Origin of the sequence: Pusillimonas sp. DMV24BSW_D (assembly GCF_011388195.1) — a bacterium.
In the GTDB taxonomy this organism is placed as follows: Bacteria; Pseudomonadota; Gammaproteobacteria; order Burkholderiales; family Burkholderiaceae_B; genus Neopusillimonas; species Neopusillimonas aestuarii.
This window is the reverse complement of record NZ_CP049990.1, coordinates 1,166,937-1,192,181: the sequence shown is the minus strand read 5'-3', so window position 1 is coordinate 1,192,181 and position 25,245 is coordinate 1,166,937. Positions and strand designations below refer to the sequence as shown.

The 25,245-nt window shown below is 53.9% G+C and carries 20 protein-coding genes and 1 tRNA gene; 5 read left to right on the top strand and 16 right to left on the bottom strand.

From position 1 onward, the window contains the following. Complete coding sequence (locus G9Q38_RS05755) at positions 1 to 1,545, bottom strand: AMP-binding protein (RefSeq protein ID WP_166128743.1); 1,545 nt, start codon at positions 1,543 to 1,545, stop codon at positions 1 to 3. 129 nt (positions 1,546 to 1,674) lie between these two features. After that, complete coding sequence (locus tag G9Q38_RS05750; protein ID WP_166128740.1) at positions 1,675 to 3,837, bottom strand: TonB-dependent receptor; 2,163 nt, start codon at positions 3,835 to 3,837, stop codon at positions 1,675 to 1,677. A 400-nt stretch (positions 3,838 to 4,237) separates the two neighbouring features. Between G9Q38_RS05750 and G9Q38_RS05745 the strand changes: the two genes are divergently transcribed. Next, entirely contained in the window at positions 4,238 to 5,572 is a 1,335-nt protein-coding gene (locus G9Q38_RS05745; RefSeq protein ID WP_166128737.1) for a PepSY-associated TM helix domain-containing protein, read from the top strand. A gap of 5 nt (positions 5,573 to 5,577) precedes the next feature. On the opposite strand, the gene G9Q38_RS05740 is transcribed toward G9Q38_RS05745, so the two are convergent. After that, positions 5,578 to 5,654, bottom strand: a tRNA-Pro gene (locus G9Q38_RS05740). A gap of 21 nt (positions 5,655 to 5,675) precedes the next feature. Then, positions 5,676 to 6,641 (bottom strand): polyprenyl synthetase family protein, encoded by a 966-nt coding sequence (locus tag G9Q38_RS05735; RefSeq protein ID WP_166132328.1) that lies wholly within the window; start codon positions 6,639 to 6,641, stop codon positions 5,676 to 5,678. A gap of 137 nt (positions 6,642 to 6,778) precedes the next feature. Between G9Q38_RS05735 and G9Q38_RS05730 the strand changes: the two genes are divergently transcribed. Both G9Q38_RS05730 and G9Q38_RS05725 read left to right on the top strand, forming a co-directional pair. Continuing rightward, positions 6,779 to 7,660, top strand: a complete 882-nt coding sequence (locus tag G9Q38_RS05730; protein WP_166128734.1) for an ATP-binding protein — start codon at positions 6,779 to 6,781, stop codon at positions 7,658 to 7,660. Further along, the gene (locus tag G9Q38_RS05725; RefSeq protein WP_166128732.1) at positions 7,653 to 8,618 is read left to right on the top strand and encodes a Nudix family hydrolase; all 966 of its coding nucleotides are present in this window, start codon (positions 7,653 to 7,655) and stop codon (positions 8,616 to 8,618) included. The genes G9Q38_RS05730 and G9Q38_RS05725 overlap by 8 nt, the downstream gene beginning before the upstream one ends. Here G9Q38_RS05725 and G9Q38_RS05720 read toward each other — a convergent pair. The 7 genes from G9Q38_RS05720 to G9Q38_RS05690 form a co-directional block, all read right to left on the bottom strand. Further along, the gene (locus tag G9Q38_RS05720; RefSeq protein ID WP_166128729.1) at positions 8,593 to 9,996 is read right to left on the bottom strand and encodes an efflux transporter outer membrane subunit; all 1,404 of its coding nucleotides are present in this window, start codon (positions 9,994 to 9,996) and stop codon (positions 8,593 to 8,595) included. The genes G9Q38_RS05725 and G9Q38_RS05720 overlap by 26 nt on opposite strands. Positions 9,997 to 9,998: 2 nt before the next feature. Then, positions 9,999 to 13,097 (bottom strand): efflux RND transporter permease subunit, encoded by a 3,099-nt coding sequence (locus tag G9Q38_RS05715; RefSeq protein WP_305076281.1) that lies wholly within the window; start codon positions 13,095 to 13,097, stop codon positions 9,999 to 10,001. A 23-nt stretch (positions 13,098 to 13,120) separates the two neighbouring features. After that, positions 13,121 to 16,207 (bottom strand): multidrug efflux RND transporter permease subunit, encoded by a 3,087-nt coding sequence (locus tag G9Q38_RS05710; protein WP_166128724.1) that lies wholly within the window; start codon positions 16,205 to 16,207, stop codon positions 13,121 to 13,123. 9 nt (positions 16,208 to 16,216) lie between these two features. Beyond that, entirely contained in the window at positions 16,217 to 17,380 is a 1,164-nt protein-coding gene (locus G9Q38_RS05705) for an MdtA/MuxA family multidrug efflux RND transporter periplasmic adaptor subunit (RefSeq protein WP_166128721.1), read from the bottom strand. 107 nt (positions 17,381 to 17,487) lie between these two features. Beyond that, positions 17,488 to 18,243 carry a cell division protein ZapD gene (gene zapD, locus G9Q38_RS05700; protein WP_166128719.1) on the bottom strand — a complete coding sequence of 252 codons (756 nt, stop codon included), beginning with the start codon at positions 18,241 to 18,243 and terminating at the stop codon, positions 17,488 to 17,490. Positions 18,244 to 18,302: 59 nt separating this feature from the next. Continuing rightward, on the bottom strand, positions 18,303 to 18,902 hold the full coding sequence (coaE, locus tag G9Q38_RS05695; protein WP_166128716.1) for a dephospho-CoA kinase: 600 nt from the start codon (positions 18,900 to 18,902) through the stop codon (positions 18,303 to 18,305). A 56-nt stretch (positions 18,903 to 18,958) separates the two neighbouring features. After that, a complete protein-coding gene (locus G9Q38_RS05690; protein ID WP_166128713.1) occupies positions 18,959 to 19,747 on the bottom strand; it encodes a prepilin peptidase in 789 nt (262 codons plus the stop codon). Position 19,748: 1 nt separating this feature from the next. Here G9Q38_RS05690 and G9Q38_RS05685 point away from each other — a divergent pair, with 1 nt between their 5' ends. Further along, the gene (locus tag G9Q38_RS05685) at positions 19,749 to 20,438 is read left to right on the top strand and encodes a hypothetical protein (protein ID WP_166128710.1); all 690 of its coding nucleotides are present in this window, start codon (positions 19,749 to 19,751) and stop codon (positions 20,436 to 20,438) included. Here the strand turns inward: G9Q38_RS05685 and G9Q38_RS05680 are convergent. From G9Q38_RS05680 to G9Q38_RS05665, 4 genes are all read right to left on the bottom strand, one after another. Next, a complete protein-coding gene (locus tag G9Q38_RS05680) occupies positions 20,404 to 20,826 on the bottom strand; it encodes a response regulator transcription factor (protein ID WP_166128708.1) in 423 nt (140 codons plus the stop codon). The genes G9Q38_RS05685 and G9Q38_RS05680 overlap by 35 nt on opposite strands. An 80-nt stretch (positions 20,827 to 20,906) precedes the next feature. Beyond that, positions 20,907 to 21,758 (bottom strand): pantoate--beta-alanine ligase, encoded by an 852-nt coding sequence (gene panC / locus G9Q38_RS05675; protein WP_166128706.1) that lies wholly within the window; start codon positions 21,756 to 21,758, stop codon positions 20,907 to 20,909. Positions 21,759 to 21,809: 51 nt separating this feature from the next. Beyond that, positions 21,810 to 22,688, bottom strand: coding sequence for a segregation and condensation protein A (locus G9Q38_RS05670; protein ID WP_166128704.1), 879 nt, complete (start codon positions 22,686 to 22,688; stop codon positions 21,810 to 21,812). A gap of 5 nt (positions 22,689 to 22,693) precedes the next feature. After that, positions 22,694 to 22,882, bottom strand: coding sequence for a DUF3460 family protein (locus G9Q38_RS05665; RefSeq protein ID WP_166128701.1), 189 nt, complete (start codon positions 22,880 to 22,882; stop codon positions 22,694 to 22,696). Between the two features lie 150 nt (positions 22,883 to 23,032). Between G9Q38_RS05665 and G9Q38_RS05660 the strand changes: the two genes are divergently transcribed. Next, positions 23,033 to 24,412 carry a DHA2 family efflux MFS transporter permease subunit gene (locus G9Q38_RS05660; protein WP_166132327.1) on the top strand — a complete coding sequence of 460 codons (1,380 nt, stop codon included), beginning with the start codon at positions 23,033 to 23,035 and terminating at the stop codon, positions 24,410 to 24,412. 35 nt (positions 24,413 to 24,447) lie between these two features. On the opposite strand, the gene G9Q38_RS05655 is transcribed toward G9Q38_RS05660, so the two are convergent. Then, the gene (locus tag G9Q38_RS05655) at positions 24,448 to 25,245 is read right to left on the bottom strand and encodes a helix-turn-helix transcriptional regulator (protein ID WP_166128698.1); all 798 of its coding nucleotides are present in this window, start codon (positions 25,243 to 25,245) and stop codon (positions 24,448 to 24,450) included.

The following is a 25,245-nucleotide window of genomic DNA, read 5'->3' as shown; positions in this document are numbered from 1 at the left end:
TCAAATATGCTCTTCGCCCATTACCGACAAACGAGCCCTGTCCAGCTTTCCTACAGCGGTACGAGGCAAAGTCTCAACAAAATGCACGTGCTTGGGGACTTTGTAACGCACCAGGTTCTGCTCACAACGCTCGAAAACGTCAGTTTTGGTTAACGCTGAGCCGGGCCTGACCACGATGAAGGCATGCAAGACCTCTCCCAAATACGCGTCCTTAACTCCCACGACCGCGCAGTCCTGAACTCCTGCCATCATAAATAGCTGTTCTTCTATCTCTCGCGGATACACATTAAAACCACCGACGATCACCATCTCTTTTTTGCGGCCACGAATGAACAAGTAGCCTTCTTCATCCAACTCCCCAAGGTCGCCGGTGTAAAGCCATCCGTCGCGAATCATTGCCGCGGTCTCTTTTGGTAGGTTGCGATAACCCGCCATGAGTTGTGGGCCGCGTGCTCTGATCTCGCCAACCTGGTTGCATCCCAATACTTTGTCGGTCTCGACAGGGTCAACGATTTCAAGCATCGTATTCAATGCAGCCAACCCCACAGAGCCTGGCTTTCGTATGCCATATCGCGGATTAAAAGTAAGGATAGGAGAGGACTCTGTTAAACCATACCCTTCCAGAATGGGCGCACCCGATACACTTTGCCAGCGCTCCAAAACCTCTAAAGATAACGGCGCCGAACCCGAGAAACTGGCCGATAAAGACGACAAATTGCATTTTTCGAATAATGGGTGACTGACCAACGCGTAATAAATAGCCGGGGCGCCGGCGAACAACGTGATGTGCTCGCGCTCTAAAGCATCAAAGACCTGCTCGGGCTTGAAGCGCGACTGTATAACCAGCGCCCCGCCCGAACTCAAAGCCGGATATAAAGCCATTGCAGTGGCATACGCGTGATATAGCGGCGTTACACACAAAATTCGCTCTACACCCTGGCGCATTGGAATCAACGCTTCGCGTTGCAATACATTAACGGCAACGTTTTCATGGGTCAGCATGACACCTTTCGAACGACCAGTCGTTCCACCGGTATATTGCAGCTTAGCCAAGTCGGCCGGACTCGGTAACGTAAATTCACATAACGGTTGTTCTGTTTCGACTGATCCAGAAGGAGACAATGCCAACACAATTGCGTGATTTTTCGACAAGGTATCCAGTTGTTGACCGACCCTATCGTATTGCGCGCGTCCGCAAAGCGTTACTAAAACGTCAGCATCTTGCAGAATCTCGCTGATTTCCCGCTCGGTGTAATCTGGGTTCAACGGCACCGCTTGGGCGCCGGCAGCATATACCGCGTAAATCGCAACAACGATGTCCAACCCATTGGGCATGACAATGGCGACTCGTTGCCCTTTCGCCCCTAGTTTGCTCAAGCGACTCGCTAGATCGGCTATTTCGGCGACCAATTGCCGATACGTCAACCGGACATTCTCAAAGACAACCGCTTCGTTCTCAGGAAACCGAATAGCAGAGTCCTGCAACATTTCAAGAACCGTAGGTACCGGCTCAACGATTCCCGCCTGACTGATGGTTCGCTCCACTCTTATGCGTCTCCTCTTGCCTGCCATTCACATAAACTATTATATATATAAGTATATGTTAAATGAGATGAAAAACAAGAAGTGTCAATAAGAATAGTCAGTCGCGGGAAATCAGTTGAAAATATGCTTTTAGAAGTCGACTGTGGCAGACAACATCACCGTACGCCCGGCTGCATTTGTTGCAAAACTTCCGCTGGCCAACCAATATTCTTTGTCTGTCAGGTTATCAATATTAGCGCGCAAGACAACGGGTTTTCCTGCGACTTCGGTACGGTAGCGTGCACCAAGACCAAAAGTTGTAACCGCCGGCAGGCTTAGTGTATTGGTTGAATCAATATATGAAGAGGACGTGTAAGCCACACTACCGTTGAGGCTCAAACCGTTCACCCAAGGCGTATCCCAATCCAAGGCAAGATTAAAAGTGCGTCGAGGCACGCCCGCCGCCGTATTACCTTCATTGACACCGCCCGGGGTGTTCATCAGTTTAGCTTGTGTAAAGGCCGCGCCCGCCATAAACCGCAAACCGGGCTGCAGTTCCCCGTATGCCGTGAGTTCAAGACCGCGGTTGCGTTGCTCGCCAAAATAACCATATACGTTGGCATCGTCGGCCTGACCCGCGGGCCGCCCCAACTGATACACCGCCACAGTAGTGGTTACCTTGCCCCAATCCACTTTAACACCGGCCTCGTATTGCTTCGACTTGTAAGGATCAAGCACTTCCCCGGCATTCGCATAATTGGCACTCACAATGGTGCCCCTGGTAAGCCCTTCCGTGAAGTTACCGTAAATTGATACGTTATTTAGCGGTTTTACTACGATGCCTGCAACCGGAGAAATTGCACTGGCCTTATACGTGCTCGTTCTGGCGCCGGTAGCGGTGCTGTAACCATCAACCTCAACCGTCTGCCTGCGTGCACCTACGGTAAGTAGCACACTATCCTGGGCAAAAGACAGCGTATCGGCTATCGCAATACTGCTGAGTGTCGTTTCCGAAGCGCGTTCCATATTGTTTCGTACGGATGGCGCTGCAGGAAGCGGCGATGGGTTATAAATATTTGACGACACGGCAGCCGTGCCGGGTGAATAGGCATTGCCCGCTTCCTGATCCATACGGGTTGCGCTCAACGCCACGACATGACCCACACCGCCCGTATTAAACCTGGCTTGCAAACCCGCGTCGGCACTGAAGGTTTTGGAATAGGAATCATAATAAGAGTTCATGACGCCGAAATTACCGTCGGCGTCCACACCCTGTCGTGCAAGCGTGTTGGGATTCACCGAAATCGGGAACATTTGTTTTACGACGTTGTCTCGGTAACCCATCGCAACGTGCGCTGTTAGATTGTCGGTCAGGTCGTACTCCAGTCGCGAAGCGACTGTCTTGTCGAGTTGGGTAAGCGTTGTGCCCGGGTAAAAAGTAATGTCTCCATCCGGTGCTGCCGGAATCTCGGCAATGCCCGGCCGGAAACCGATCTGGGCACGAAAATCATCTATCTTTTCGTCTTGATATATGGCATCCAGCGTCCATCGCAAACGCTCTCCCCTGTAATCCAGGGCCAGAGCACCCAGACCCAGATTTTGTTTGCCGCCACGAATAGAGGCTTCGCCGCCACGCAATACGCCATTAAAGCGGACTCCCCAGGCATTGTTCTTCCCAAAGCGCCGCCCTATGTCGACATGCGTCCCCACGTTGGCTTTGCTGGTATACGCGGCACTAACACGCGTGAGGGGCTCGTCGTCAGCCCGTTTGGTAATGACGTTGACACTACCACCGATACTTCCATTGGGCGGAATACCTCGCATAAGTGTGCCCGGCCCTTTAAGCAACTCGACACGCTCAACCATTTCAAGTGGAATCCGATTAGCCGACAACAATCCGTACAGGCCATTCAACCCGACATCTCCGGTGCCAACGCTAAAGCCACGAATAAGGAAATCTTCTCCGAAACCACCAGTAGACGTTGTCGTGCGCACCGAAGGGTCAAGCGTGATGACATCCGCCAGGGTTCGGGCCTGTATGTCGTCTACCAGTTGCGAGGTGTAGTTCACCGTACTGAACGGAGAGTCCATGACGTTACTGGTTCCGAGCAAGCCCAAACTACCGCCCGTTGCCACCTGCCCACCGGCAAAAGGCGGCATTACTCCGTCGGACAGTTGACTACCCTCAACCGTAATGGTCTGAAGAGTAGCAGGTTGCGTGCTCTGCGCCAGAGCGCCGCCGGCGGAAACCAAAAGGCCGGCAGCCGCCAAATGGCGTAATAAGAGCGAACGGGTAAAAGGGCGATGAGGCATGATTTCACACTCATAAAAAGAGAAAAGGGACCGGAACGAGGAACAACACATACGAGCGGCACAAGACACCGGAGCCGAAAGCCGGCGGATCGGCGATAGCGGCTGAATTTAACACAAATAATAATATAAACACAAATGGGAACAAATCTTATTATTAATATTTAATTTATTCATCTTGTTTAAAAAACGTCGCACAAACGATCAACTCCACCCGGGGAAACCTTCCTTTATGCGTGTTCAGTCTATGTATAATTCCATAAAGACAATAATAACTCTCAATATTATTCTCAATTACAACAGGAATCGATATGGCCGTTAGTCAACCCTTTCTTTTCAGCGGCGCTATCGATCGTGCCGCATTGCGTACGCCCCAATTGCGCGCCACAAGGGAGCTTTAACCATGTTATCGGCGAAGGCGTTGCGTAGTTGGTCTTTCGTGCATAAATGGACCAGCCTGATCTCCACGATTTTTATCTTGATGCTTTGCATCACCGGCTTGCCACTGATCTTTGAGCATGAGATTGATCATTGGCTTACCGACGCGACGCCACACACAACGGCAGCCAGCGGCCTGCCCATGGCAAATCTGGATGAAGTCGTTGCCGCGGCGAAATCACAAGCTCCGGATAAAGCCATCATGTTCCTTGGCGATATCACTGACGACGGCTTCTGGTATGTCAACCTTGCTGACACGGTCGCAGGCGAAGGTGGCCGCACATCGGTCACGGTGGACTACTACACCGCCAAAATACTCGATCCGGAAGCGCGGCAAAGCGGCTTCATGTCCGTCATGCTGCAACTACACACCGATATGTTCGCCGGGTTACCCGGAAAACTGTTCCTGGGCTTTATGGGCTTATTGTTGCTTGTGGCAATCGTATCGGGTGTGGTACTGTACGCCCCTTTCATGCGACGTCTGCGCTTTGGCGAGGTACGTCGCAATCGCACTACCCGTCTTAAATGGTTGGACCTGCATAACTTATTGGGCATTATCACCATCGTCTGGGTAGGTACCGTCGGCGCCACCGGTATGATCAACACTTGGGCGGATTTGATCATTAGTGCGTGGCGAGCCGATCAAATGGCTGAAATGATTGCGCCCTATGAAGGTAGCCCAGCCGTCACGAATCCCGGCTCGTTGGAACAAGCCGTTCGTGCCGCCCAAAAAATCGAGCCGAACATGCAACTGGGTTTCGTTGCCTTTCCCGGATCAGGGTTGTCGAGCCCGCACCACTACGCAGTATTCATGCGTGGCACCGAACCGCTTACATCACGCCTGCTTAAACCAGTATTGGTTGATGCGCAAACGCTGCAGGTTACCGACAACCGCCCTCTACCCTGGTACATGACAGCACTGCTTCTTTCAGAGCCACTACATTTTGGTGACTATGGCGGCATGCCAATGAAAATACTATGGGCGGTGCTCGACATAATCACCATTATTCTGCTGGGAAGCGGGCTTTACCTTTGGCTCGCCCGGGGCCGGAAAGCCCCTGCCCAAGAATATCCCGCGCCCGAACAGGAGCACGCAAAACGCATTGCCAAAATCCGGGATAACAAGAGTGCGGGCTTCATTACGATACGACAAATGTGGCAGGCGCCAACCTTTATCGCAATTGTGACTGCGGTCGGACTGATAGCCGCGCTGGTGGGAGACGGCTGGCTGGATGTTTTATCTTGGCTGACACTTGCCGTGCCAGTCGCCGTCATGATGCGCAAATGGGGAAAACAATAAGAAAATGGTCGGGGCGAGAGGATTCGAACCTCCGACTCCTGCGTCCCGAACGCAGTACTCTACCAGGCTGAGCTACGCCCCGACAAAAGAAAATCGCGCCCGTTCAGCGGTCGCGATCAACAGCAAACGAGCAGAATTTTAGCAAAGATTCCTGCGCCGCAGAAGCAGGAAACAAACCAAGCTGCTGGCGCGCCAGCTCGGCTTCTTCCACGGCCGTTTCACGTGTGTACTGCAAGGCATCGGTTTCCTGAATAGCATGCGCCACAGCCGCGAAATCGCCGTCGCCGGTACGAATGGCTTCCTGAATAAGCGCCCGCTGCTGCGCCGACCCTACCTCCATGGCACGAATCAACGGCAATGTAGGCTTGCCTTCACGTAAATCATCGCCCACATTTTTACCCAATGCGGCGGCGTCACCTTCGTAATCAAGCACGTCGTCGATTAACTGGAAGGCCGTACCGATATGCCGGCCATAGGCCGCCGCAGCCGCTTCTTGTTCGGGTGAGGCATGCGCCACAATCGCACCCACCTGTGCTGCGGCTTCAAACAACTTGGCTGTTTTATAACGCACCACCTGCAAGTAACGCTCCAGCGACACGTCGGGGTCGTGCACATTCAACAACTGCAACACCTCGCCCTCGGCAATAATGGTGGTGGCTTTGGAAAAAACCTGCATCACCCGCATGGAGTCGGCCTCCACCATCATTTCAAAAGAACGCGAATACAGGTAATCGCCCACCAGTACACTGGCCGCATTACCGAATACCGCATTAGCGGTGCTACGGCCGCGCCGCAAGTCGGATTCGTCGACAACATCGTCGTGCAACAAAGTGGATGTATGAATGAACTCAACCACCGCCGCCAGCAAATGATGCATGGCCCCTTCGTATCCCAGCGCCCGCGCCACCATCAGCAGCATGGCCGGCCGCATACGCTTGCCACCGGCCTGAATAATGTAATCACCAACGGTACGAATAAGTACGACATCGGAGTTCAGGCGTTCCCGAATAACCGCATCGACGGCTTTCATGTCTTCGTTAATGGGGCTGAGCAACTCGGAGATATTCAAGGCAAACTCAAAATATTTGGATAAAACGGCGGAAAAGCCAAGTCCTTGATTATACGGTGTCATGCGACCCGTTCGCATGACAGGCTCAAAATTGGCGATAATGCGGGTTTGTCGAGATACTGATCAAGAAGCACACTATGCCGGAAAACACTGCAAACAATGTCGACCTGGCCTCGCTCATGCAGCGGGCCAACCGTGTTCTTGCGCAACTGGAGGCCTGGCTGCCACCGGCGCCCCCCGAGGTCGATTGGTCGGCCCATGCCTATCGCTGGCGCAAACGCGGCAGCCGCGGCTGGCTCGATGCCGTGCACAATATCTCGAAAATAAAAACCAACGATCTCCAGCATATTGAGCGTCAGAAAGGCGTTATCGACCGCAACACCCGCTTCTTTTTAGCCGGCAAACCCGCGAACAATGTGCTCATGACCGGCGCACGAGGCACTGGAAAAAGTTCTTTGGTCAAAGCCATGCTTGCCCTTTATGCCAACCAGGGACTCAGACTTATTGAGGTCGATAAGTCCGACCTGTCCGACCTGAGCGACATTGTGGAACAGGTTCGCGCGCGTCCGGAAAAATTCATTATTTTCTGCGACGACCTGTCTTTTGAAGAGGGCGAAGCCGGCTACAAGGCACTGAAATCAGTGCTTGATGGCTCAATTAACGACTCAGGCGACAACGTTTTAATTTACGCCACCTCAAACCGGCGCCACCTGATGCCTGAATACATGAGCGAAAACCTTGAAGCCAAGCACCAGCCGGATGGAGAAATTCATCCCGGCGAAACCGTTGAAGAGAAAATTTCCTTATCTGAGCGCTTCGGTATTTGGCTGTCGTTTTATCCATTCAAGCAAGATGATTACCTGGACATCGTGCATCATTGGTTGCACGAGCTCGGCTGCCCGGCGTCCGACATCGAGGCATGCCGCCTGGAGGCCCTGCAGTGGGCACTGGAAAGGGGGTCGCGCTCGGGCCGTGTGGCCCATCAATTCGCCAAAGATTGGGCAGCCCGTCATGTCTAAACCTTTTATTGATGTCGCCGCCGGCCTGATTTTGAAACCCGATGGCGCCCTATTGCTGGGCCAACGGCCCGCCGACAAACCGTGGCCGGGCTGGTGGGAACTGCCGGGGGGGAAAATCGAGGCCGGGGAAACCGTTCTGCAGGCCCTGGCGCGAGAGTTAAAGGAAGAACTGGACATTGAAGTGACCCACGCGACACCGTGGGTGACGTATGTCCATGAGTACCCAAAAAACATCGTGCGCCTGGCGTTTTGCAAGGTAACCGGTTGGAATGGAAACCCTACCGGCCTGGAAGGGCAAAACCTGGCCTGGGTCGATCCGCAGGCACCCATAGCGGTTGGGCCGTTATTGCCGGCCACCGAACCCCCACTGCGTTGGCTGAAACTGCCTTCCCAATACCTCATCACAGGTATTCAACATCCTGAAAACCTCGAACCCTATTTGGCAAAACTCAAAAAAGCTATTAATCGCGGCGTCCGCCTGGTTCAGTTTCGTGAACCCGAATGGGCGGCATCCGGGCACGCCGGCTCCCTGCATCAGGCTTTTGAAAATGTTCTGGCTGTTTGCCGGGCGGCGGGGGCGCAATGCTTGCTAAACAGTGTTCACCCTCAGGCATGGTGGGCACAAGCCGACGGCGTTCATCTTCGGGCGCAAGACATGCACAGTTTCAAAAGGGATGTATTTCCCGAACAGTATCTATGCGGGGTTTCCGTTCACAACCAGGCCGAACTGGAACAGACAAAGCAGCTTGATGCCGACTTTGTTGTCTTGGGTCATGTATGCCCCACCCCCTCTCACCCCCTGGAAAGCGCCATGGGCTGGGCACAATTTGCCGAACTGGCAGGCCAAGCGGGGCGTCCGGTTTTTGCCATTGGCGGGCAGTCTGACCAAACCATGGCAATAGCGCAAGAACACGGAGCCCACGGCATTGCCGCTATTCGCGGACTTCTGCCGGAGTAGGCTGTTGCCACCCCCCACCCAGCGCGGCAATTAACTGCACCGCAGCAACAAGACGATCGGCGCTTAAAGATAATGAAGCACGCTCAGCCGCCAGGGCGGTCGTTTCAACTTGCACGACACTCAGATAATCGATCAGGCCTGCGTCATACTGGTTCAGCGTTAAGCGCAATGACGCTCTTGCCGCATCCAGCGCCCGCTGCTGGCTCTGCTGTTCGCGCGCCAAACTATTCAGATCAACCAGATAGTCCTCAACTTCCCGTAATGCAGTCAACACCGTCTGCCTGTACACAGCAACCTGAGCCTCATAACCTGCACGCGCTTGTTCTATTCGGGCTTCGCGCGCTCCACCATCAAAGATTGTCATCGCCAACGCCGGACCAAGCGACCAAAAACTAAAAGGCGCACTTAACCACTGCGCCCATTGGCCCGCCCTATAACCGCCCTCGGCCGTTAAAGTTAAGTTAGGGAACCAGGCCGACTGCGCCACACCTATTTGCGCATTGGCCGCAGCCACTTGCCGCTCGGCCGACGCAATATCAGGTCGACGCTGCAAGAGCTCGGACGGCAAGCCCGCAGGAATGCTCGGAACGGCAACCGATACGGGCTCGGACGGCAACGAAAATTGTGAGGGTGGCTTGCCAAGTAAAACCGCCATCGCATTTTCCAGCTGCGCCCGCTGACGTCGCAGCGCTTGTTGCTGGGTTAATGCGTTATTCAATTGCACACGCGCCGACTCAACATCGAGTTGGGCTGCGACTCCGACGTTCAGCCGGTTCTCTGTTGTTTGCAGGGAGCGACGATAAGCCTCAACCGTTTGCTCGTATAACCGCAACTCGGCATCGAACGAACGTAAGCGGAAATAGGTTTGGGCCAAAGTGGACTGCACGCTTAACCGGGTACCCGCCAACTCTGCCTCACTGGCCTGCAGTTGCGCTGATTCCGCCTCTACCGTACGTCGAATGCGCCCCCATAAGTCCGGCTCCCAACTTACCGTACCCGCCAAACGATACTGTTGCGACACCCCCTCCGAACCGGAACCCGATCGGGTAAAGCCTGCATTGGCATTCACCGAAGGAAAAAACTGGGCTTCGCTTTCACGCAATAAGGCCTGCGCTTGCCGATACTGCGCTTCGAACTGGGCAATCGTTTGATTATTGACCAGCACCTCATCCATCAATCCGTTCAGTACGGGGTCATCGAAAAGCGTCCACCAATCAGCGCGAAGTGCCGCAGCATTGGGTTGTGCGCGCACCCAACCTTGCTGATTTTCATACTGTTGACCCAGTTCAACACCGGGCTCCGTGTAATCCGGACCCACGGCGCATCCCGCCATTGTCAGCGTCAATAAGGTCGCCAAAAACCATTTAGCTCTTTCCATTGTTATTCCTGTATTGCAGGTGCATGCTTGGCCTGTCTTGCCCTGAACCAAAGCCGTAATCGGTCCAGATACAAATAAACCACCGGTGTCGTATAAAGCGTTAAAACCTGGCTCAACACAAGACCGCCGACAATGGTAATACCCAGTGGTTGGCGCAGCTCCACGCCGGCCCCAGTGGCCAACACCAGCGGCAAAGCCCCGAAAATAGCAGACAAGGTAGTCATCATAATGGGGCGAAAACGGATCAGGCACGCTTCATAAATGGCTTGTCGTGGCGTCAGGCCACGCTGACGTTCAGCATGCAAAGCAAAATCCACCATCATGATGGCGTTCTTTTTCACGATACCAATCAATAGAAACACACCGATCAGCGCAATCAACGAAAACTCATAGTCCAGCAGCATCAGTGCCAGCAGAGCCCCTATGCCCGCTGACGGCAGCGTCGACAAAATCGTCAGCGGATGAATATAACTTTCGTAAAGCATGCCCAGCACAATGTACATGGTCAGTAGCGCCGCCAAAATAAGCCACGGTTGCTGATCCAACGATTCCTGCAACGCTTGCGCCGACCCTTGAAACACGCCTTGAAGTTCATTGGTGGGAAGCCCCGTCCGAGCCACCGCGTCTTCAATAGCCTGCGTTGCCTCGCCCAGCGACACCCCCGGCGCCAAGCTGAACGAAACCGACTCTTCGGCCAGCAAACCCTGGTGACGCACACGCAACGGCGCGGTGCCGACCTCGAACCGGGTAAACGACGCCAGCGGCACGCGATTGCCGTCTTGCGTGACGACCTGAACTAGCTTTAATGATTCCGCATCCTGGGCATACTCAGGCAACACCGACATCACCACCCGATACTGATTCAAAGGACCATAAATAACGGATACCTGTCGCTGGCTGAACGAGTTGTTCAAGGTCGAGGCAATCAGCGCCATATCCACCCCCAGCCTTGTGGCGGTCTCGCGATCAATAATCAACTCAACGCGCCGACCCTTGTCTTCAATGTCGCTTTCGACATCAACCAACTCCGGTAAACCCGCCAGGGCCTGCTGTACCCGCGGTAACCATGTTTTCAACAGATCCAGCTCGGAAGCCAGCAAAGAATACTCAAATGACGCCAGCCCCTGACGCCCTCCAACACGAACGTCTTGCTGAGGCACCAGAAACAAACGTGCGCCTGGCTCATTATTGAATCGACTACGCAACCGGTTGACCACATCTGTGGCACTCACATCACGTTCATCAAATGGCTTGAGCTGTATCAACAAAAAACTGGAATGACTGCCCCCTCGTCCACCCGCAAAACCAGTCACTGTGTCTACGGCCGGATCTTTCAGCAACGCATTCCGGAATTTCTCGAGCTTAGGCAACATGGCCTGAAACGACGTGCCCTGATCAACGCGGAAGAACCCCAACAGCTGCCCGGTATCTTGCTGTGGGAAAAAACCCTTCGGCACGACCGAATACAAATAGACATTCAACCCTATTGTGCCCAACAGAATCAATAGCGTGATCCGGCTATGGACCAAAGCCCAGTCGAGTGAACGTTGATAACCGCGCAAACACCAACGTCCAACCGACAACAGCGCGCGCTCCACCCATGATTCACGCCGCCTGACGCCGCTTCCACCGGCACGCGTCTTGTCTTGCGCACGCAGCCAGCGCGCGCACATCATGGGCGTCAGAATCAATGACAAAACCAGAGAAACGAGAATGGCGGCTGAAAGCGTCAGCGCGAACTCACGAAACAACCGGCCCGGAATGCCTCCCATCAACAAAATTGGAATAAATACCGCCACCAACGACACACTCATGGCAACCACGGTAAACCCCACTTCACGCACACCTCGAACGGCGGCGCGCACCGGGTTATAACCCTTTTCGATATAGCGCATGATGTTTTCAAGCACCACAATGGCATCGTCAACCACAAAGCCGGCAGCCACAATCATGGCCATCAACGACATGGTGTTCAACGTAAACCCCATCCACCACATCAGGCTAAACGTGGTAATCAGCGAAGCGGGCACAACAATACTGGGGATCACCGCCGCCCGAACCTGACGCAAGAATACAAGCACCACCAGCACCACTAAAACGACGGCAATAAACAAGGTAAATTGCGCTTCGGCAAGAGACTCACGAATACTGGGCGTTCGATCAACCGCAACTGACAAAGTCACCTGTGCCGGCACCAAACTTTGAAACGCAGGCATCTGGGCATGAATGGCGTCAACGGTTTCAATAATGTTGGCGTCGGGTTGACGGCGAATCACCAACAACACGGCCTGCCGATCATTAAAAAAACCGGTATTGAATGCATCTTCAACGCCATCCTCTACCTTGGCCACGTCGTCTAACCGAATCGGCGCACCGTCGCGCCAGGCCACAATAAGCGGCCGGTATTGTTCGGCGCGGGTCATCTGGCTGCCGGAATTGATTTGCCAATGATACTGATGATTCTCAATGACCCCTACAGGCCCCAAGGTGTTGGCCTGATTCAGTGCCTGGCGAACCTCGTCCAGTGCCACACCGGCCGCAACCAATGCCTGCGGGTTCAGACTCACCCGCACAGCCGGCAGTGCGCTGCCACCCACACTCACCTCGCCCACACCCGACACCTGCGCCAACTTCTGCGCAAGCACGGTCGACGCCAAGTCATACAACTCACCTTGGGTAACGGTTTCAGACGTTAACGCCAGCACCATGATGGGTGAAGAAGCCGGGTTCACTTTGTTGTAAGTTGGGTTATCGCGCAAGCTTGACGGCAAAGAGCCACGAGCCGCATTAATCGCCGCCTGAACATCACGCGCTGCGCTGTTAATGTCACGGCTCAGGTCGAACACCAACGAGATGCGGGTCGACCCTTCAGAGCTGCTTGAACTCATTTCCGTGACCCCGGCAATGGAGCCAAGCGACTGCTCCAGCGGCATCGCCACACTAGAGGCCATGGTTTCCGGGCTGGCGCCGGCCATATTGGCTGTGACCGTAATCATGGGAAAGTCGACCTGCGGCAACGGCGCAACCGGTAACATGCGTGCCGCCAGCAAACCGGCCATCACCATCGCCAGGCACAACAAAGTGGTGGCTACCGGACGCATGACAAACACGGTCAACCAGCGCACTATGTCACCTCTGCCGGGAAAGCGCGACGCCGGCGCGCAAGTCGATCAAACATCAAATAAATAACCGGCGTTGTATAGAGCGTAAGCACCTGACTGCACAACAGGCCGCCCACCATGACCAGGCCCAGAGGCTGGCGCAACTCCGAACCCGCCCCGGTTGCCAACATCAACGGTACTGCTGCAAACAAGGCAGCCAATGTCGTCATAAGAATCGGACGAAAACGGAGCAGCGCCGCCTCGTGAATCGCCGCTTGCGGCGCCAGGCCCCGTGTGCGTTCAGCTTCAAGGGCAAAGTCGATCATCATAATGGCATTTTTTTTGACGATCCCAATCAACAAAATAATGCCGATGACCCCAATCATGTCCAGGTCGCGCCCCGTAAGCAACAAGGCCGCCAACGCCCCGACCGTTGCCGAGGGTAAGGTAGACAGAATTGTGACTGGGTGAATGAAGCTTTCATACAGGATACCCAGCACAATGTACATCACCATTACCGCCGCCAGCATCAGCCATAAGGTACTGCTTAACGATGCTTCAAACGCCCTGGCCGCGCCCTGAAAACGCGTTTCAACCGACGCCGGCATGCTCAGCGTTTGCTGTGCTTGTTCAATTGCCGACACCGCATCTGAAAGTGCAACATCTTCGGGCAAATTGAATGAAACGGTGACCGATGGAAATTGATCCTGGCGTCCAATCGACAACAACGTATTCGACGGTTCAACACTCACCACGCTGGTAAGCGGGGTCGTACCGCCCGACTCAGTAGACACATGAATGCGCCCCAAATCCGACGGCGTCGAACGGTATTCCGGTGCCACTTCCAGCACCACGCGATACTGAGCCGATTGGGTGAAAATAGTGGATATCTGCCGTTGCCCGAACGCATCGTACAAAGCTTCGTCAATATCGGCCACGCTGACGCCCAAGCGAGCGGCTGCGTCCCTGTCGATCAGTAAACGCGTTTCCAGGCCATCTAATTGCAAATCGTCGGTCACCTCGGCCAACTCAGGCAAACGCTGCAATTTTTCAACCAGGCGTGGTACCCATTCGCGCAATGTTTCCATGTCCGGGTCGGAAATCGTCATTTGATATTGCGTTCGACTCACCCGGTCATCAATCGTTAAATCCTGTACCGGTTGCATGAAGACCTCAAGCCCCGATAAACCTTTCAGGTCTTCCTGCAAACGCTGAATCACTTCCTGGGCGTTCGCACTGCGCTGCGCCAGCGGCGTCAAAGCGATCTGCATGCGTCCGGTATTCAGTGTTGTGTTTGTGCCGTCTATGCCGGTAAAGGAGGTAACGGCAGCCACGTCCGGATCACGCACAATGCGCGCCGCAGCCTGTTCCTGCAAACGGGAAATAGCCGAAAACGAAGCGGTTTGTGGGCCCTGCGTAACTGCCTGAATCAAGCCGGTGTCCTGCTGCGGGAAAAATCCCTTAGGCACCCACCAATACAACAATGCAGTCAGGGCCAATGTGCCCAAAGCCACCAGCAGTGTGAGCCGCTGCCGCTGCAACACCCACTGCAGGCTGCGATCATAAGCCTGAATAAGACGTTCGGTATGGTGACCCAACCATTGCTGAAAGCGGCTCATGCGCTCTTCCGGTTCACGCCGCAAAAACTGCGCACACATCATTGGCGTTAAGGTCAGAGAAATCAGCAGCGATAAAAAAATCGCTACCGCAAGCGTCAGGGCGAACTCGCTAAACAGTCGGCCGATCACATCGCTCATAAACAACAGAGGTATCAACACTGCAATTAACGAGAGCGTTAGTGAAATAAGTGTAAAACCGATTTGTTGCGCGCCTTTCAAGGCGGCATGCAAGGGTGAGTGCCCCTGCTCTAAATGGCGCGCAATATTTTCAATCATCACAATGGCGTCATCAACCACAAACCCGGTTGCAATCGTCAGCGCCATCAACGTAAGGTTGTTCACGCTAAAACCCATTAAATACATGGCGGCAAACGTCCCCACCAATGACAACGGTACAACGACACTGGGAATCAACGTGGCCGTCCAGGTACGCAAAAACACAAATGTCACCAGAATAACCAGGGTGACCGCCATGACCATCTCTATTTGAACGTGCCGAACTGATTCACGAATCGTCTGGGTACGGTCACTGGCAACCGCCATATCCACGCCGACAGGCAAAGCCTCCTGCAATGAAGGAAGCAACTCCTTAACACGATCAACGACCTGGATCACGTTAGCGCCGGGTTGTCGCTGAATGTTCAACAGGATGGCGGGCGTCGTGCCGAACCAGGCCGATTGCCTCACATTCTCGGCACCTTCACGAATCTGGGCAACATCCCCCAACCGTAATGCACCATCATTCTCGTAAGCCAGAATCAGTGACTCGTAATCCTGCACCGAGCGCAGTTGGTCGTTTGCGTTAATCGTGGTGGATCGTTCGGGGCCGTCGAGATTGCCTTTGGGCTGGTTAACGTTCGCCGACAAAATGGCGCTGCGTACCGATGAAAGCGTCAAGTCATGTGCAGCCAAGGCTTGCGGGTTCGCCTGAACCCTTACCGCAGGGCGCTGCCCCCCGGCAATGCTTACCAGGCCCACATCCGATATCTGCGACAATTTCTGCGCAACACGTAAATCAATTAAGTCACGCACTTCATACAACGGCAACGTTGGCGACGTAATTGCCAGGCTAATCACGGCGGTATCTGCTGGATTCACTTTGTTGTAAACAGGCGAAGACGGCAAATCGTTCGGCAGCAGATTCGAAGCGGCATTAATCGCCGCCTGTACTTCCTGCTCGGCGACGTCCAGCGGGACATCAAGGCCAAACTGCAAGGTAATTTGAGACTGCCCGCCGGAGCTGGTGGACGACATCTGCGTCAACCCCGACATTTGCCCCAACTGACGTTCCAGGGGCGATGTCACCAGCGCCGTCATGACATCGGGGCTGGCGCCGGGGTACTGCGTGGAAACCTGAATTGTGGGGTAATCCACTTCCGGCAAAGCGGAAACAGGCAACATCCGATACGCCAGAATGCCGGCGATCAACAAGGCCAGCATCGCCAGCGTTGTGGCCACCGGGCGCAAAATGAACTGCCGGGATAAGTTCACTTTGGCCCCTTATTCCTCAACAATTTCCACCTTGGCACCATCGCGCAAGCGGTCCACGCCTTCCGTTACAACCACCTGGCCACGCTGCAACCCTTCCAGGACCGTGACGTTGCGCTCTTGCACCGCACCCGTGACGATCGGCTGCACTTTAACCGTGTTGTCTTCCTGCACCCGATAAACAAAAGAACCGATAGACCCTTGCTGTACCGCCCTTGCGGGAATAACCAAGGCATTTTCCAGCGTGTTCACCACGAGTCTGACGTTCACAAACTGATTAGGGAAAAGCGCCTCATCTTCATTAGGAAATTGCGCTTTCATCCGCACAGTACCCGTTGCCACGTCAATTTGATTATCGATGGAAACGAGCTCCCCGCGTGCCAGTTCACGCGTGCTGGTGCTGTCGTACAACACAGTAGTAAGCGTATTGCCGTTCATTAACTGCGCACGCACTTCGGGCAACTGCGCTTGCGGCAATGAAAACAATACTGAAATCGGTTGGGTTTGGGTAATGACGACCAAGCCCTCTGTATCACCGGCACTGATTAAATTGCCCGGATCCACCTTACGCAGGCCCACACGGCCGCTAATCGGTGCTTTGATCTGAGCGAACTCCAATTGGAGACGTGCGTTATCCACCTCGGCCTGATCGCTCACCAGCGCACCCTGGTACTGCTGCACCAATGCGCGCTGCGTATCAAGCTGCTGTCGTGCAAGCGAGTTTTGTTTGAAAAGTTGCTCGTACCGACGCAAATCACGCTGGGCATTCTCCAACAGTGCCTGGTTCTGCGCTTGTTGGCCTAATGCCTGGTCAAGCGCAACCTGGTAAGGACGCGGATCAATGCGTGCCAGCATATCGCCTGCCTGCACTTTCTGCCCTTCGGCGAAAAGCACGGCCTCAAGTTCACCCTCGACCCTGCTGGTGACGGTAACCGTATTCAGGGCTGTTACCGTTCCAACCGCCGGCAACACAACCTGTACCGACGATTCTGTTGCCGTGGCCGTTCTCACCGGCACCGCCATATCCCTCATGCCACGCATGCCGGGTAACCCCGACTGATTTGCCGTATCCGACCGATTCAAATAAAAATACATACCGGCCGCCACGGCCAGTAACACAATTAGCCAGACCCACCCACGTCGCCGGGATACGCGCGCCTTTTCAGACTGCGACATTTGTTCTCCCTGTTAACAAATATGAGCGTTATTCTCGCTTATATTAGGAAGCAAGGCGAAACGAAACCTGCATTCTGAAATTGAACGCAACAATTATTGCCAGTAAATTAGAAATTGCAGCGCGAAAGGCGAAAGGAGATGTCGCGGGTGACCGACAAAGGCTTAAGCTCGTTGTCTTGCATGGAAAAACGAACCCAAATGACATATTTATTAGCGCTCATTTCGGGAAACACACCCAAAGCCGGATCGACCCACACACGCAAAAGCTGGAAGGTTTTACCGGTAAGCATTTCCTGATAGGCACCCTGTGTTGCTTCCAGCTCGATCGGATCACCCGATTCGCGCAGCAACCTTAGAATGAGCGACAACCCGTTATAAAGCGGCAGGAAGGGCTCAATCCATTGTTGAAGATCCTTCATACGCACTTCCATGGGCTTGATTTGCCATGCGTAATAAGAGGGAATGTCGGCGGGTGACGATCCGCCCGGAACACTAAGACGACCCCGCAGACTGGCCAGCCATTCGTTATCGCGCAGTACTTGCCCCACTCGCCCCTGTGCCGCCAGATCGGAAGCCGTTTTTTCCAGATCGGCCACCATTTTGTCGAGAGTCGTTTCATCAACCCCCGGGTGACGCCGCAGTGCAGTTAATGACGCGCGCTGTCGTTCCAGGTCTTGCAAAACCGAGCCCCGTAAATCGGTACGATCACAAATTTCAAGCAGGTCGAAAAGGGTCGCAACCGCGATTTGGTGGTGATAAACCTCTTCTTCTTCTTCTGCAAAAAAGAACAGGCGCCCGAATAGGTGCTCGACCCGGAGCAATGTTCGAACCCGTTCATTACATGGATACTCGTAAAGAATCACGCGACCAGTTACCTATATCTGTTTCGTAATAAGCAGAACCTGTTTACCAATGCAGGGTGTTATACCAGTGAACACCAGTATTCGTGCAATTCGCGTGCACGTGAGCGCAGTTGGCCTGGTGTGGTTGCGCCGTCGTTCAGAACAACGTCGTTTGCCTGTGCCAATCGTGCATCGCGTGTCGCTTGTGCTGACATGATACGCTTAATGGCGTCGATCGTCAGCCCACTGCGTGCCTGCACACGTTTAATTTGGGTTTCGGGATCGCAATCAACGACACACACCCGGTCTACCTTCTTGAGCCAGCGACCCGTTTCCACCAACAAAGGCACAACCAGCACAAGATAGCACCCATGGGCCTGACCCGCCTGCTGTTCTGTAACTTCTGCTATCAAGGGGTGAACAATCGCTTCAAGCGCGCGCCGGCTTTCCGGATCACCGAACACCCGTTCGCGCATCGCGGCGCGGTCCATTGCCCCATCGGCCGCAACCACTTGCTCACCAAATGTTTCGCGAATCGCCGGCATGGCCAAACCACCCGGTTGCGTGAGCTGATGCGCAATGACATCAGTGTCGATGACACTGGCGCCCCATTCGTGAAAAAGGTCGGTGACCCGGGTTTTCCCAGAGCCAATGCCGCCTGTTAAGCCGATTTTCAACATAGTTCCTGCTTATTGGTTGGCTAAGCCCGTATTTTATCCAGCTTAAAACTCATCGCCTAAGAAACAAGAAGGGCCGACGCCCCCGACAACACCAAGTAGGGACCAAAAGGCAGTGTTTGCGCTAATACTGAGCCGTAATCAATGCGACCAGTGCGCTGTCCAAATAGCAAGAAATGACGAACAAAAACAACCACTAACCCCAGAAAGCACGCCCACAGCAGCACCAGAGGCAAAAGACCATACCCCAGCCAGGCCCCGAGAGCAGCGGTCAATTTGAAATCGCCGTGCCCCATGCCTTCTCTGCCTCTTATACAAAGAAACACCCATGAAAGCAGCCACAGAAACCCATAACCCGCCATGGCACCGCCTACAGACTGGTGCAACGACACAGGCAAAATACCCGACCAAGACAAACCCAAACCCAGCCAAAGCAAAGGCAAGGTCAACAAATCCGGCAATAAACCGGTACGGGCGTCGATCATGGCCAGCATAATAAGCACACCTAATGCGCCTAAAAGAGAAATCGCATAAACCGATATACCGTAGCGCGCGCCCACCCAGGCACCCAAAACACCGCCCAACCCCAAAGCGCCTGCCAAGCATCGCAGGCGTCCCACACCCGGTCGCATCGACACCGCTGTCAGCATGCAAATATTTCTAACGCTGTTTGCGGCCAGCAGGCTGCACACGCCTACGACTATCGCGCCCGTTGTAGCCAAGACAACTATCGCACCAAGATGCGTTTGCCATGCCGGAACCGGCCACTCAAACAACTCAACCCAGTGACGCAACGAAACAGAGTTGCGTAGAATAAGCGCTATATTCAATTCTTGATGGAAAGCCATTATGCGAGCCCCTATTAATTTTCTAAGCGCAGTTGCCCGGCCCCGCTTTCACCCTGCAACCATGGCGGCCATCAGCCTTATTACGCTGGCCGGATGCGCACAGCAACAACAACCCGGCTACTACGAACCCCCAAAAGAGTCCACGTTGTCGGATGCGCGGTCTCAAGCTCAGGGACGCCAGGACACTCGTGCACCGTCGCAGTTACAACTGGGTTTCGGCAAAGACCAAACCGAACAGTCGCCGGCGGAAACCCAAGATCAAGAAGCAACAGAATCGGGATCGGCCGACCAAACCAATGTCATCCGCCCCTTACGTGAACCTAAAACTTTTCTGGGCACTTTGCCATGCAACATGACCCTGCAGTCATGCTCAGCCAGCCGTTTCACACTTACGCTGGCGCCATCGGGCGAGTGGCGGGCCCGAGCACAGCCTTTAGACGGCCCGGCAACCAACGAGCCGTTTTTGGAACAAGGTTGCTGGAAAGTGATCGGCACTGAACCCTGGCGCATTCGTTTGCAAACCCGCGACGACACGACACTGAGCGCCCTCACCTTTGAACACAACAATCTGTTGCGCGTGAACAGCATGAACAATGTGGAGGCCACCCTGCCATTCCATTTAACACGCCAAGCCGACATTGACGGCATAAATGAACTTAAAGATCAGCCGGCAATGAACTGTCGTCCTTGAACCATTTATAGGAAAAGCCATTGGGTATAGCGGCATCATATGCGCACCGGTGACTCGCACTGCATTGTGCTTTGTTGCACTCACGCATACCCGACGGCCCTACCGCACTCTGTGCATCGCCGGCTTTACAAAACCGGTATACGGGCCAACGCCCTTGGTAGTCGCTAATACCCAGACTTCGAAGCCACAGCCGGGTTAACTGAACAGCATTGCGCACATCGGTTTTATCGAAAATCCGGGCCCGGTGTGCTTCGACAGTGCGCTGAGACAACGCCATTTCCAGCGCAATGTATTTATTCGACATTCCCTCGACGATACCAAGCATGACCTCGCGTTCCCGAGGTGAGAGAATGCAGAACGGCTTTACTTCGAATTGAGTCTGATCCATTTTGTCTCCAATGGTTATTTTCTGGAAACAATTTTGACACGAAAGAAACAATTCGTAACCTAACAGAACTGCTAGGATATTTAAGCCCGCTCAACTTCCAGGTTGTCGATCAGTCGCGTACTACCCAGCTTTGCCGCGGCCAGCACCACCAGCGGGACCCCTTCTTTCATCTCTTCGGAGCTAGGCGGCAACAAGTCGCGCTGACGGCGTACCGTGAAGTAATCCACCTGCCAACCTCGTTTTTGCAAATCATCGATCGCCATCTGCTCTAAAGCGACACAATCAGACGCTCCTGCCAAAACATCCTGACGCAACTTCTGCAATAAAGCATATAAACGCGGCGCCTCAGCCCGTTCTTCAGAAGACAAATAACGGTTGCGTGACGACAAGGCCAGCCCGTCGGCGTCACGAACCGTTTCATGCGCAATAATTTTTACCGGTAACTGAAACTGCCGGCACATATTCCGCACCACCATTAACTGTTGGTAATCTTTCTTGCCAAAAACGGCAACACGCGGCTGTACACAGGAAAACAGTTTAAGTACCACTGTGCTGACGCCCATGAAAAAACCAGGCCTGAACTCCCCTTCCAGAATCCCGCCAAGATCCGGCGGCGGCAAAATTTGATAACTTTGCGGCTCGGGATACATTTCGCTTTCATTCGGCGCAAACAACACATAAACATCGCGCTCGCGTTCGAGCTTTTCAATGTCGTCCTGCAACGTACGCGGGTAACTGTCGAAGTCTTCATTCGGGCCGAACTGTAGACGATTCACAAAAATACTGGCTACGACCGGATCACCATGCTGACGCGCCATTCGCATAAGAGACAAATGCCCCTCGTGCAAATTCCCCATTGTGGGAACAAAAGAAGCGCGAAGCTGGCCGCGCATTTGATCACGCAAAGCCTCAATAGTGTGAACGACTTTCAAAAAAATCTCCGTAGATAACAATCCGGAAAATGGCCGCAGGACGGCTTAACCTTAATTTGCAGCTTGCGTTGTGTAGGTGAGCCGCACGTATATGGGCGCATAAGGCGCGGCCTGGGTCACCTCCAGCAAAGACTCGCGCGCCAATTCGAGCATCGCCAGAAAATGCACCACAATCACCGGCACAGTATGTCCTTTGTCGACTGACTCACTGAAAAGCTCGGTAAACTCCATGAAGCGCACATCGGCCAAGCGGCGCAAAATACGTGTCATATGTTCACGCACCGACAACTGTTCACGCGTAATTTTGTGATGCGCATTCAGTTTTGCCCGACGCATTATATCGGCCCATGCCTGCCGCAAGTCATCTGCGCTGATGTCGGGCAACATTCTCTCAACGCGAATATCCATCAACGCGTGCGCGCGCTGAAAATCACGCCCCAATTGCGGTAATTCATTCAATTTCTGAGCCGCCAACTTCATGCGCTCGTACTCGAGTAGCCGACGCACCAATTCAGCTCTTGGGTCATCCGGCTCCTCACCTGTGTCTGTTTTCTTAACCGGCAAAAGCATGCGCGACTTAATCTCGATAAGTAACGCAGCCATTAACAGATACTCCCCGGCAAGCTCAAGGTTGTGCTCACGTATTTGATCAACATACGACAAATACTGGCGCGTGACTTCCGCCATGGGAATGTCCAGAACATTGAAATTCTGTTTGCGGATTAAATACAAGAGCAAATCGAGCGGCCCCTCGAAGGTTTCCAGAAAAACCTCAAGTGCATCAGGCGGGATATAAAGATCTTGTGGCAAGGCGAACAAAGGTTCACCGTACAATCGCGCAAAAGCGACCGAATCGACGACATTGGGCGTACTATCGATAGCCGGATCGACCAAAGCCCCGATATCGGGTGGTTGAGCCCGGTTAGGCATTCGACTTACTTGGTTTGATAAACATAAGGCGCTTGAGGTACTTTGCCCGCGCGATAATTTTCCAGCAACTCAGAGTCAAGTTGCCGTTCCCACAGCCGAGCCCGCCCCTCACGCTGGCGTTGCTCTGTGTCAGGGTGCGCGCGCTTATATTCTTTCAAAAATTGCGTAATTTCCGACTCGTAATTCTTGGCCATAATCTCAATTCAATAAAATAGGTTTGCCAACGCATTGGCTCGCATCATATTCCAGTTTACTTCAGCCGCAAAAAGTTAGAATCCGTTATGTCCGAAACGCCATCATCACCCTCATCAGAAGAGGCCCGCCGGGAACGGAAAGCGGTACGCATGATCCCCTTTATCGTGGGTTGTGCACTTTTCATGCAAATGCTGGATGCCACGGTCGTGGCCACCGCCATTCCCGCCATGGCGGCCTCTTTGGGCACAACAGCGGTACAAATGAACATATCCATTACCAGCTACCTGCTGGCACTGGCCGTATTCGTACCCATCAGCGGTTGGGCCGCCGAACGTTTCGGCGCACGCCGTATATTCATTACTGCCATTGTGCTTTTTTCACTCAGCTCGATTGCATGCGCCGTTTCCCAAAACCTTATACAACTCGTGCTAGCCCGTATCGCGCAAGGCGCTGCCGGTGCCATGATGGTTCCCGTCGGGCGCATTATTATGCTACGCAAAACGCCCAAAGAAGACTTGCTCAAAGCCATGGCATTTCTGGCCATGCCCGCATTAATGGGCCCAATTTTGGGGCCGCCGGTTGGGGGGTTTCTGGTGACGTACGCTTCGTGGCACTGGATCTTTCTTATTAACGTACCGGTCGGTGTATTGGGAATTTATCTCGTTATGCGATTTATCCGAGAGGAACTGCCCACAACGTCGCCGCGCATGGACTGGCCTGGGTTCATTTTAAGCGCGGTCTGTCTTGCTGCGCTGGTTTCGGGGTTCGAAGCCATTGGTCACCAAGGCATTTCCACAATTCAAGTCTTGCTGTTGCTGGCAACGGGCCTGGTCTGTGGCGTGCTGTATATACATCATGCACGTCGTTGCGATCAGCCCATTCTGGATCTGAGCCTGTTACGTATACCTTCATTTGCCGTTTCAATTCTGGGCGGTAACCTATGTCGCTTTATGGTTGGGTCCATGCCGTTCCTTCTGGCCATTCTGCTGCAGGTTACATTCAATTTTTCTGCGTTTCTGGCCGGCCTGATCACGTTTACCGGCGCGGCAGGTGCGTTGATTATGAAAGTTGTCGCCACCCGAATTATTGAACGCTTCGGCTATAAAGCGGTCCTCACGTGGAATGCGTTGATATCGGGGTTGTTCGTTGTATTGTGCGCGTTATTCCAAAACAGTACCCCGTTATGGGTCATGGTCGCCATTCTGGCAACCGGCGGTATTTTCCGGTCACTGCAATTCACCGCAGTCAATACCTTAACTTATGCCGAGCTCAATTCGAGCCAAATGAGCAAAGCCAGCACCCTCGCGGCAATGGCCCAGCAGCTTGGCATTAGTTTGGGGGTGGGCTGCGCCGCACTGGTACTTAACTTAAGCATGAGTTGGCGCGAAGCAACCTCACTCGAACGTGTGGATGTCATGTGGGGCTTCATTGTTATTGGCCTGATTACTGCAACGTCTTTTTTCTCTTTCCGGCGCCTGCCGGCAAATGCCACGGCTGCTTTGGAAAATAAAAAGCGTCAGCAAACCTGATCTAAAGCGACCATCCACGCCCGTGCCTTAACCCTTCAATCGGCCTCATCCAGCAACATCACCAGCTTGCAATCGGGCCTTATCGCTAAATGAAATGTCATCTGACGATACGATACCCGGCCTTTGTCCGGGTGAAAAAACGCACGACTTCCGCCTTCACGTTCCACCACCGTCTGGCGCGTCCACCAATGCGCAAATACAGGGCTGGTTTCCAGCAATGAGTCGATCAGAGCACTCACTTCCGGCTCTTCTGCAAACGATGCCGTCTCCGCCCGGAATTCAGCGACAACACGCTGCGCGCGTGCCTCCCAATCCTCAACCAGGGTCCTGGCCGCCTCATCCTGAAACATAAAACGTAACAGATTGGGCTGGGAATCGCGATCGGGCCAGCCCGAAAATAACTCCAGCATAAGATTATTACGGCACAGAACATTCCAGCTGCGATCAAGAATATAAGCCGGCACGGTTATGCTATCCACACATAATTGCAAGCCTTCCGGCAATTGCTCCAGCGTTTCACGCCCATGCTCGGGATCGGTGGCTTCGGCCAATTCAAACAAATAGTGTCGTTCTGCACGGCTCATTTGCAAGACACCGGCCAGCCGCGACCACACTGCCGCGGAAACAGAGACATCGCGCCCTTGTTCGATCCAGGTGTACCAGGTCACGCTAATAGCGGCCAATTGCGCCACTTCCTCGCGGCGCAAGCCGGGTGTTCGGCGTCTGGCTCCCGCAGGCAAACCGGCAGCCTGGGGCGACACACGAGCACGCACACTGCGCAAAAACTCACCCAGTGCGCGACGGCGTGCAGAATCGGAACCTGGGCCTATCAT

Bases quoted from the DNA above. Each gene is read 5' to 3' on its own strand.
- G9Q38_RS05750 (WP_166128740.1), bottom strand. From the start codon at position 3,837: ATGCCTCATCGCCCTTTTACCCGTTCGCTCTTATTACGCCATTTGGCG.
- G9Q38_RS05745 (WP_166128737.1), top strand. From the start codon at position 4,238: ATGTTATCGGCGAAGGCGTTGCGTAGTTGGTCTTTCGTGCATAAATGG.
- G9Q38_RS05730 (WP_166128734.1), top strand. From the start codon at position 6,779: ATGCCGGAAAACACTGCAAACAATGTCGACCTGGCCTCGCTCATGCAG.
- G9Q38_RS05725 (WP_166128732.1), top strand. From the start codon at position 7,653: ATGTCTAAACCTTTTATTGATGTCGCCGCCGGCCTGATTTTGAAACCC.
- G9Q38_RS05720 (WP_166128729.1), bottom strand. From the start codon at position 9,996: ATGGAAAGAGCTAAATGGTTTTTGGCGACCTTATTGACGCTGACAATG.
- G9Q38_RS05715 (WP_305076281.1), bottom strand. From the start codon at position 13,097: ATGCGTCCGGTAGCCACCACTTTGTTGTGCCTGGCGATGGTGATGGCC.
- G9Q38_RS05705 (WP_166128721.1), bottom strand. From the start codon at position 17,380: ATGTCGCAGTCTGAAAAGGCGCGCGTATCCCGGCGACGTGGGTGGGTC.
- coaE (WP_166128716.1), bottom strand. From the start codon at position 18,902: ATGTTGAAAATCGGCTTAACAGGCGGCATTGGCTCTGGGAAAACCCGG.
- G9Q38_RS05690 (WP_166128713.1), bottom strand. From the start codon at position 19,747: ATGGCTTTCCATCAAGAATTGAATATAGCGCTTATTCTACGCAACTCT.
- G9Q38_RS05685 (WP_166128710.1), top strand. From the start codon at position 19,749: ATGCGAGCCCCTATTAATTTTCTAAGCGCAGTTGCCCGGCCCCGCTTT.
- G9Q38_RS05680 (WP_166128708.1), bottom strand. From the start codon at position 20,826: ATGGATCAGACTCAATTCGAAGTAAAGCCGTTCTGCATTCTCTCACCT.
- G9Q38_RS05670 (WP_166128704.1), bottom strand. From the start codon at position 22,688: ATGCCTAACCGGGCTCAACCACCCGATATCGGGGCTTTGGTCGATCCG.
- G9Q38_RS05665 (WP_166128701.1), bottom strand. From the start codon at position 22,882: ATGGCCAAGAATTACGAGTCGGAAATTACGCAATTTTTGAAAGAATAT.
- G9Q38_RS05660 (WP_166132327.1), top strand. From the start codon at position 23,033: ATGATCCCCTTTATCGTGGGTTGTGCACTTTTCATGCAAATGCTGGAT.
- G9Q38_RS05655 (WP_166128698.1), bottom strand. From the start codon at position 25,245: ATGATAGGCCCAGGTTCCGATTCTGCACGCCGTCGCGCACTGGGTGAG.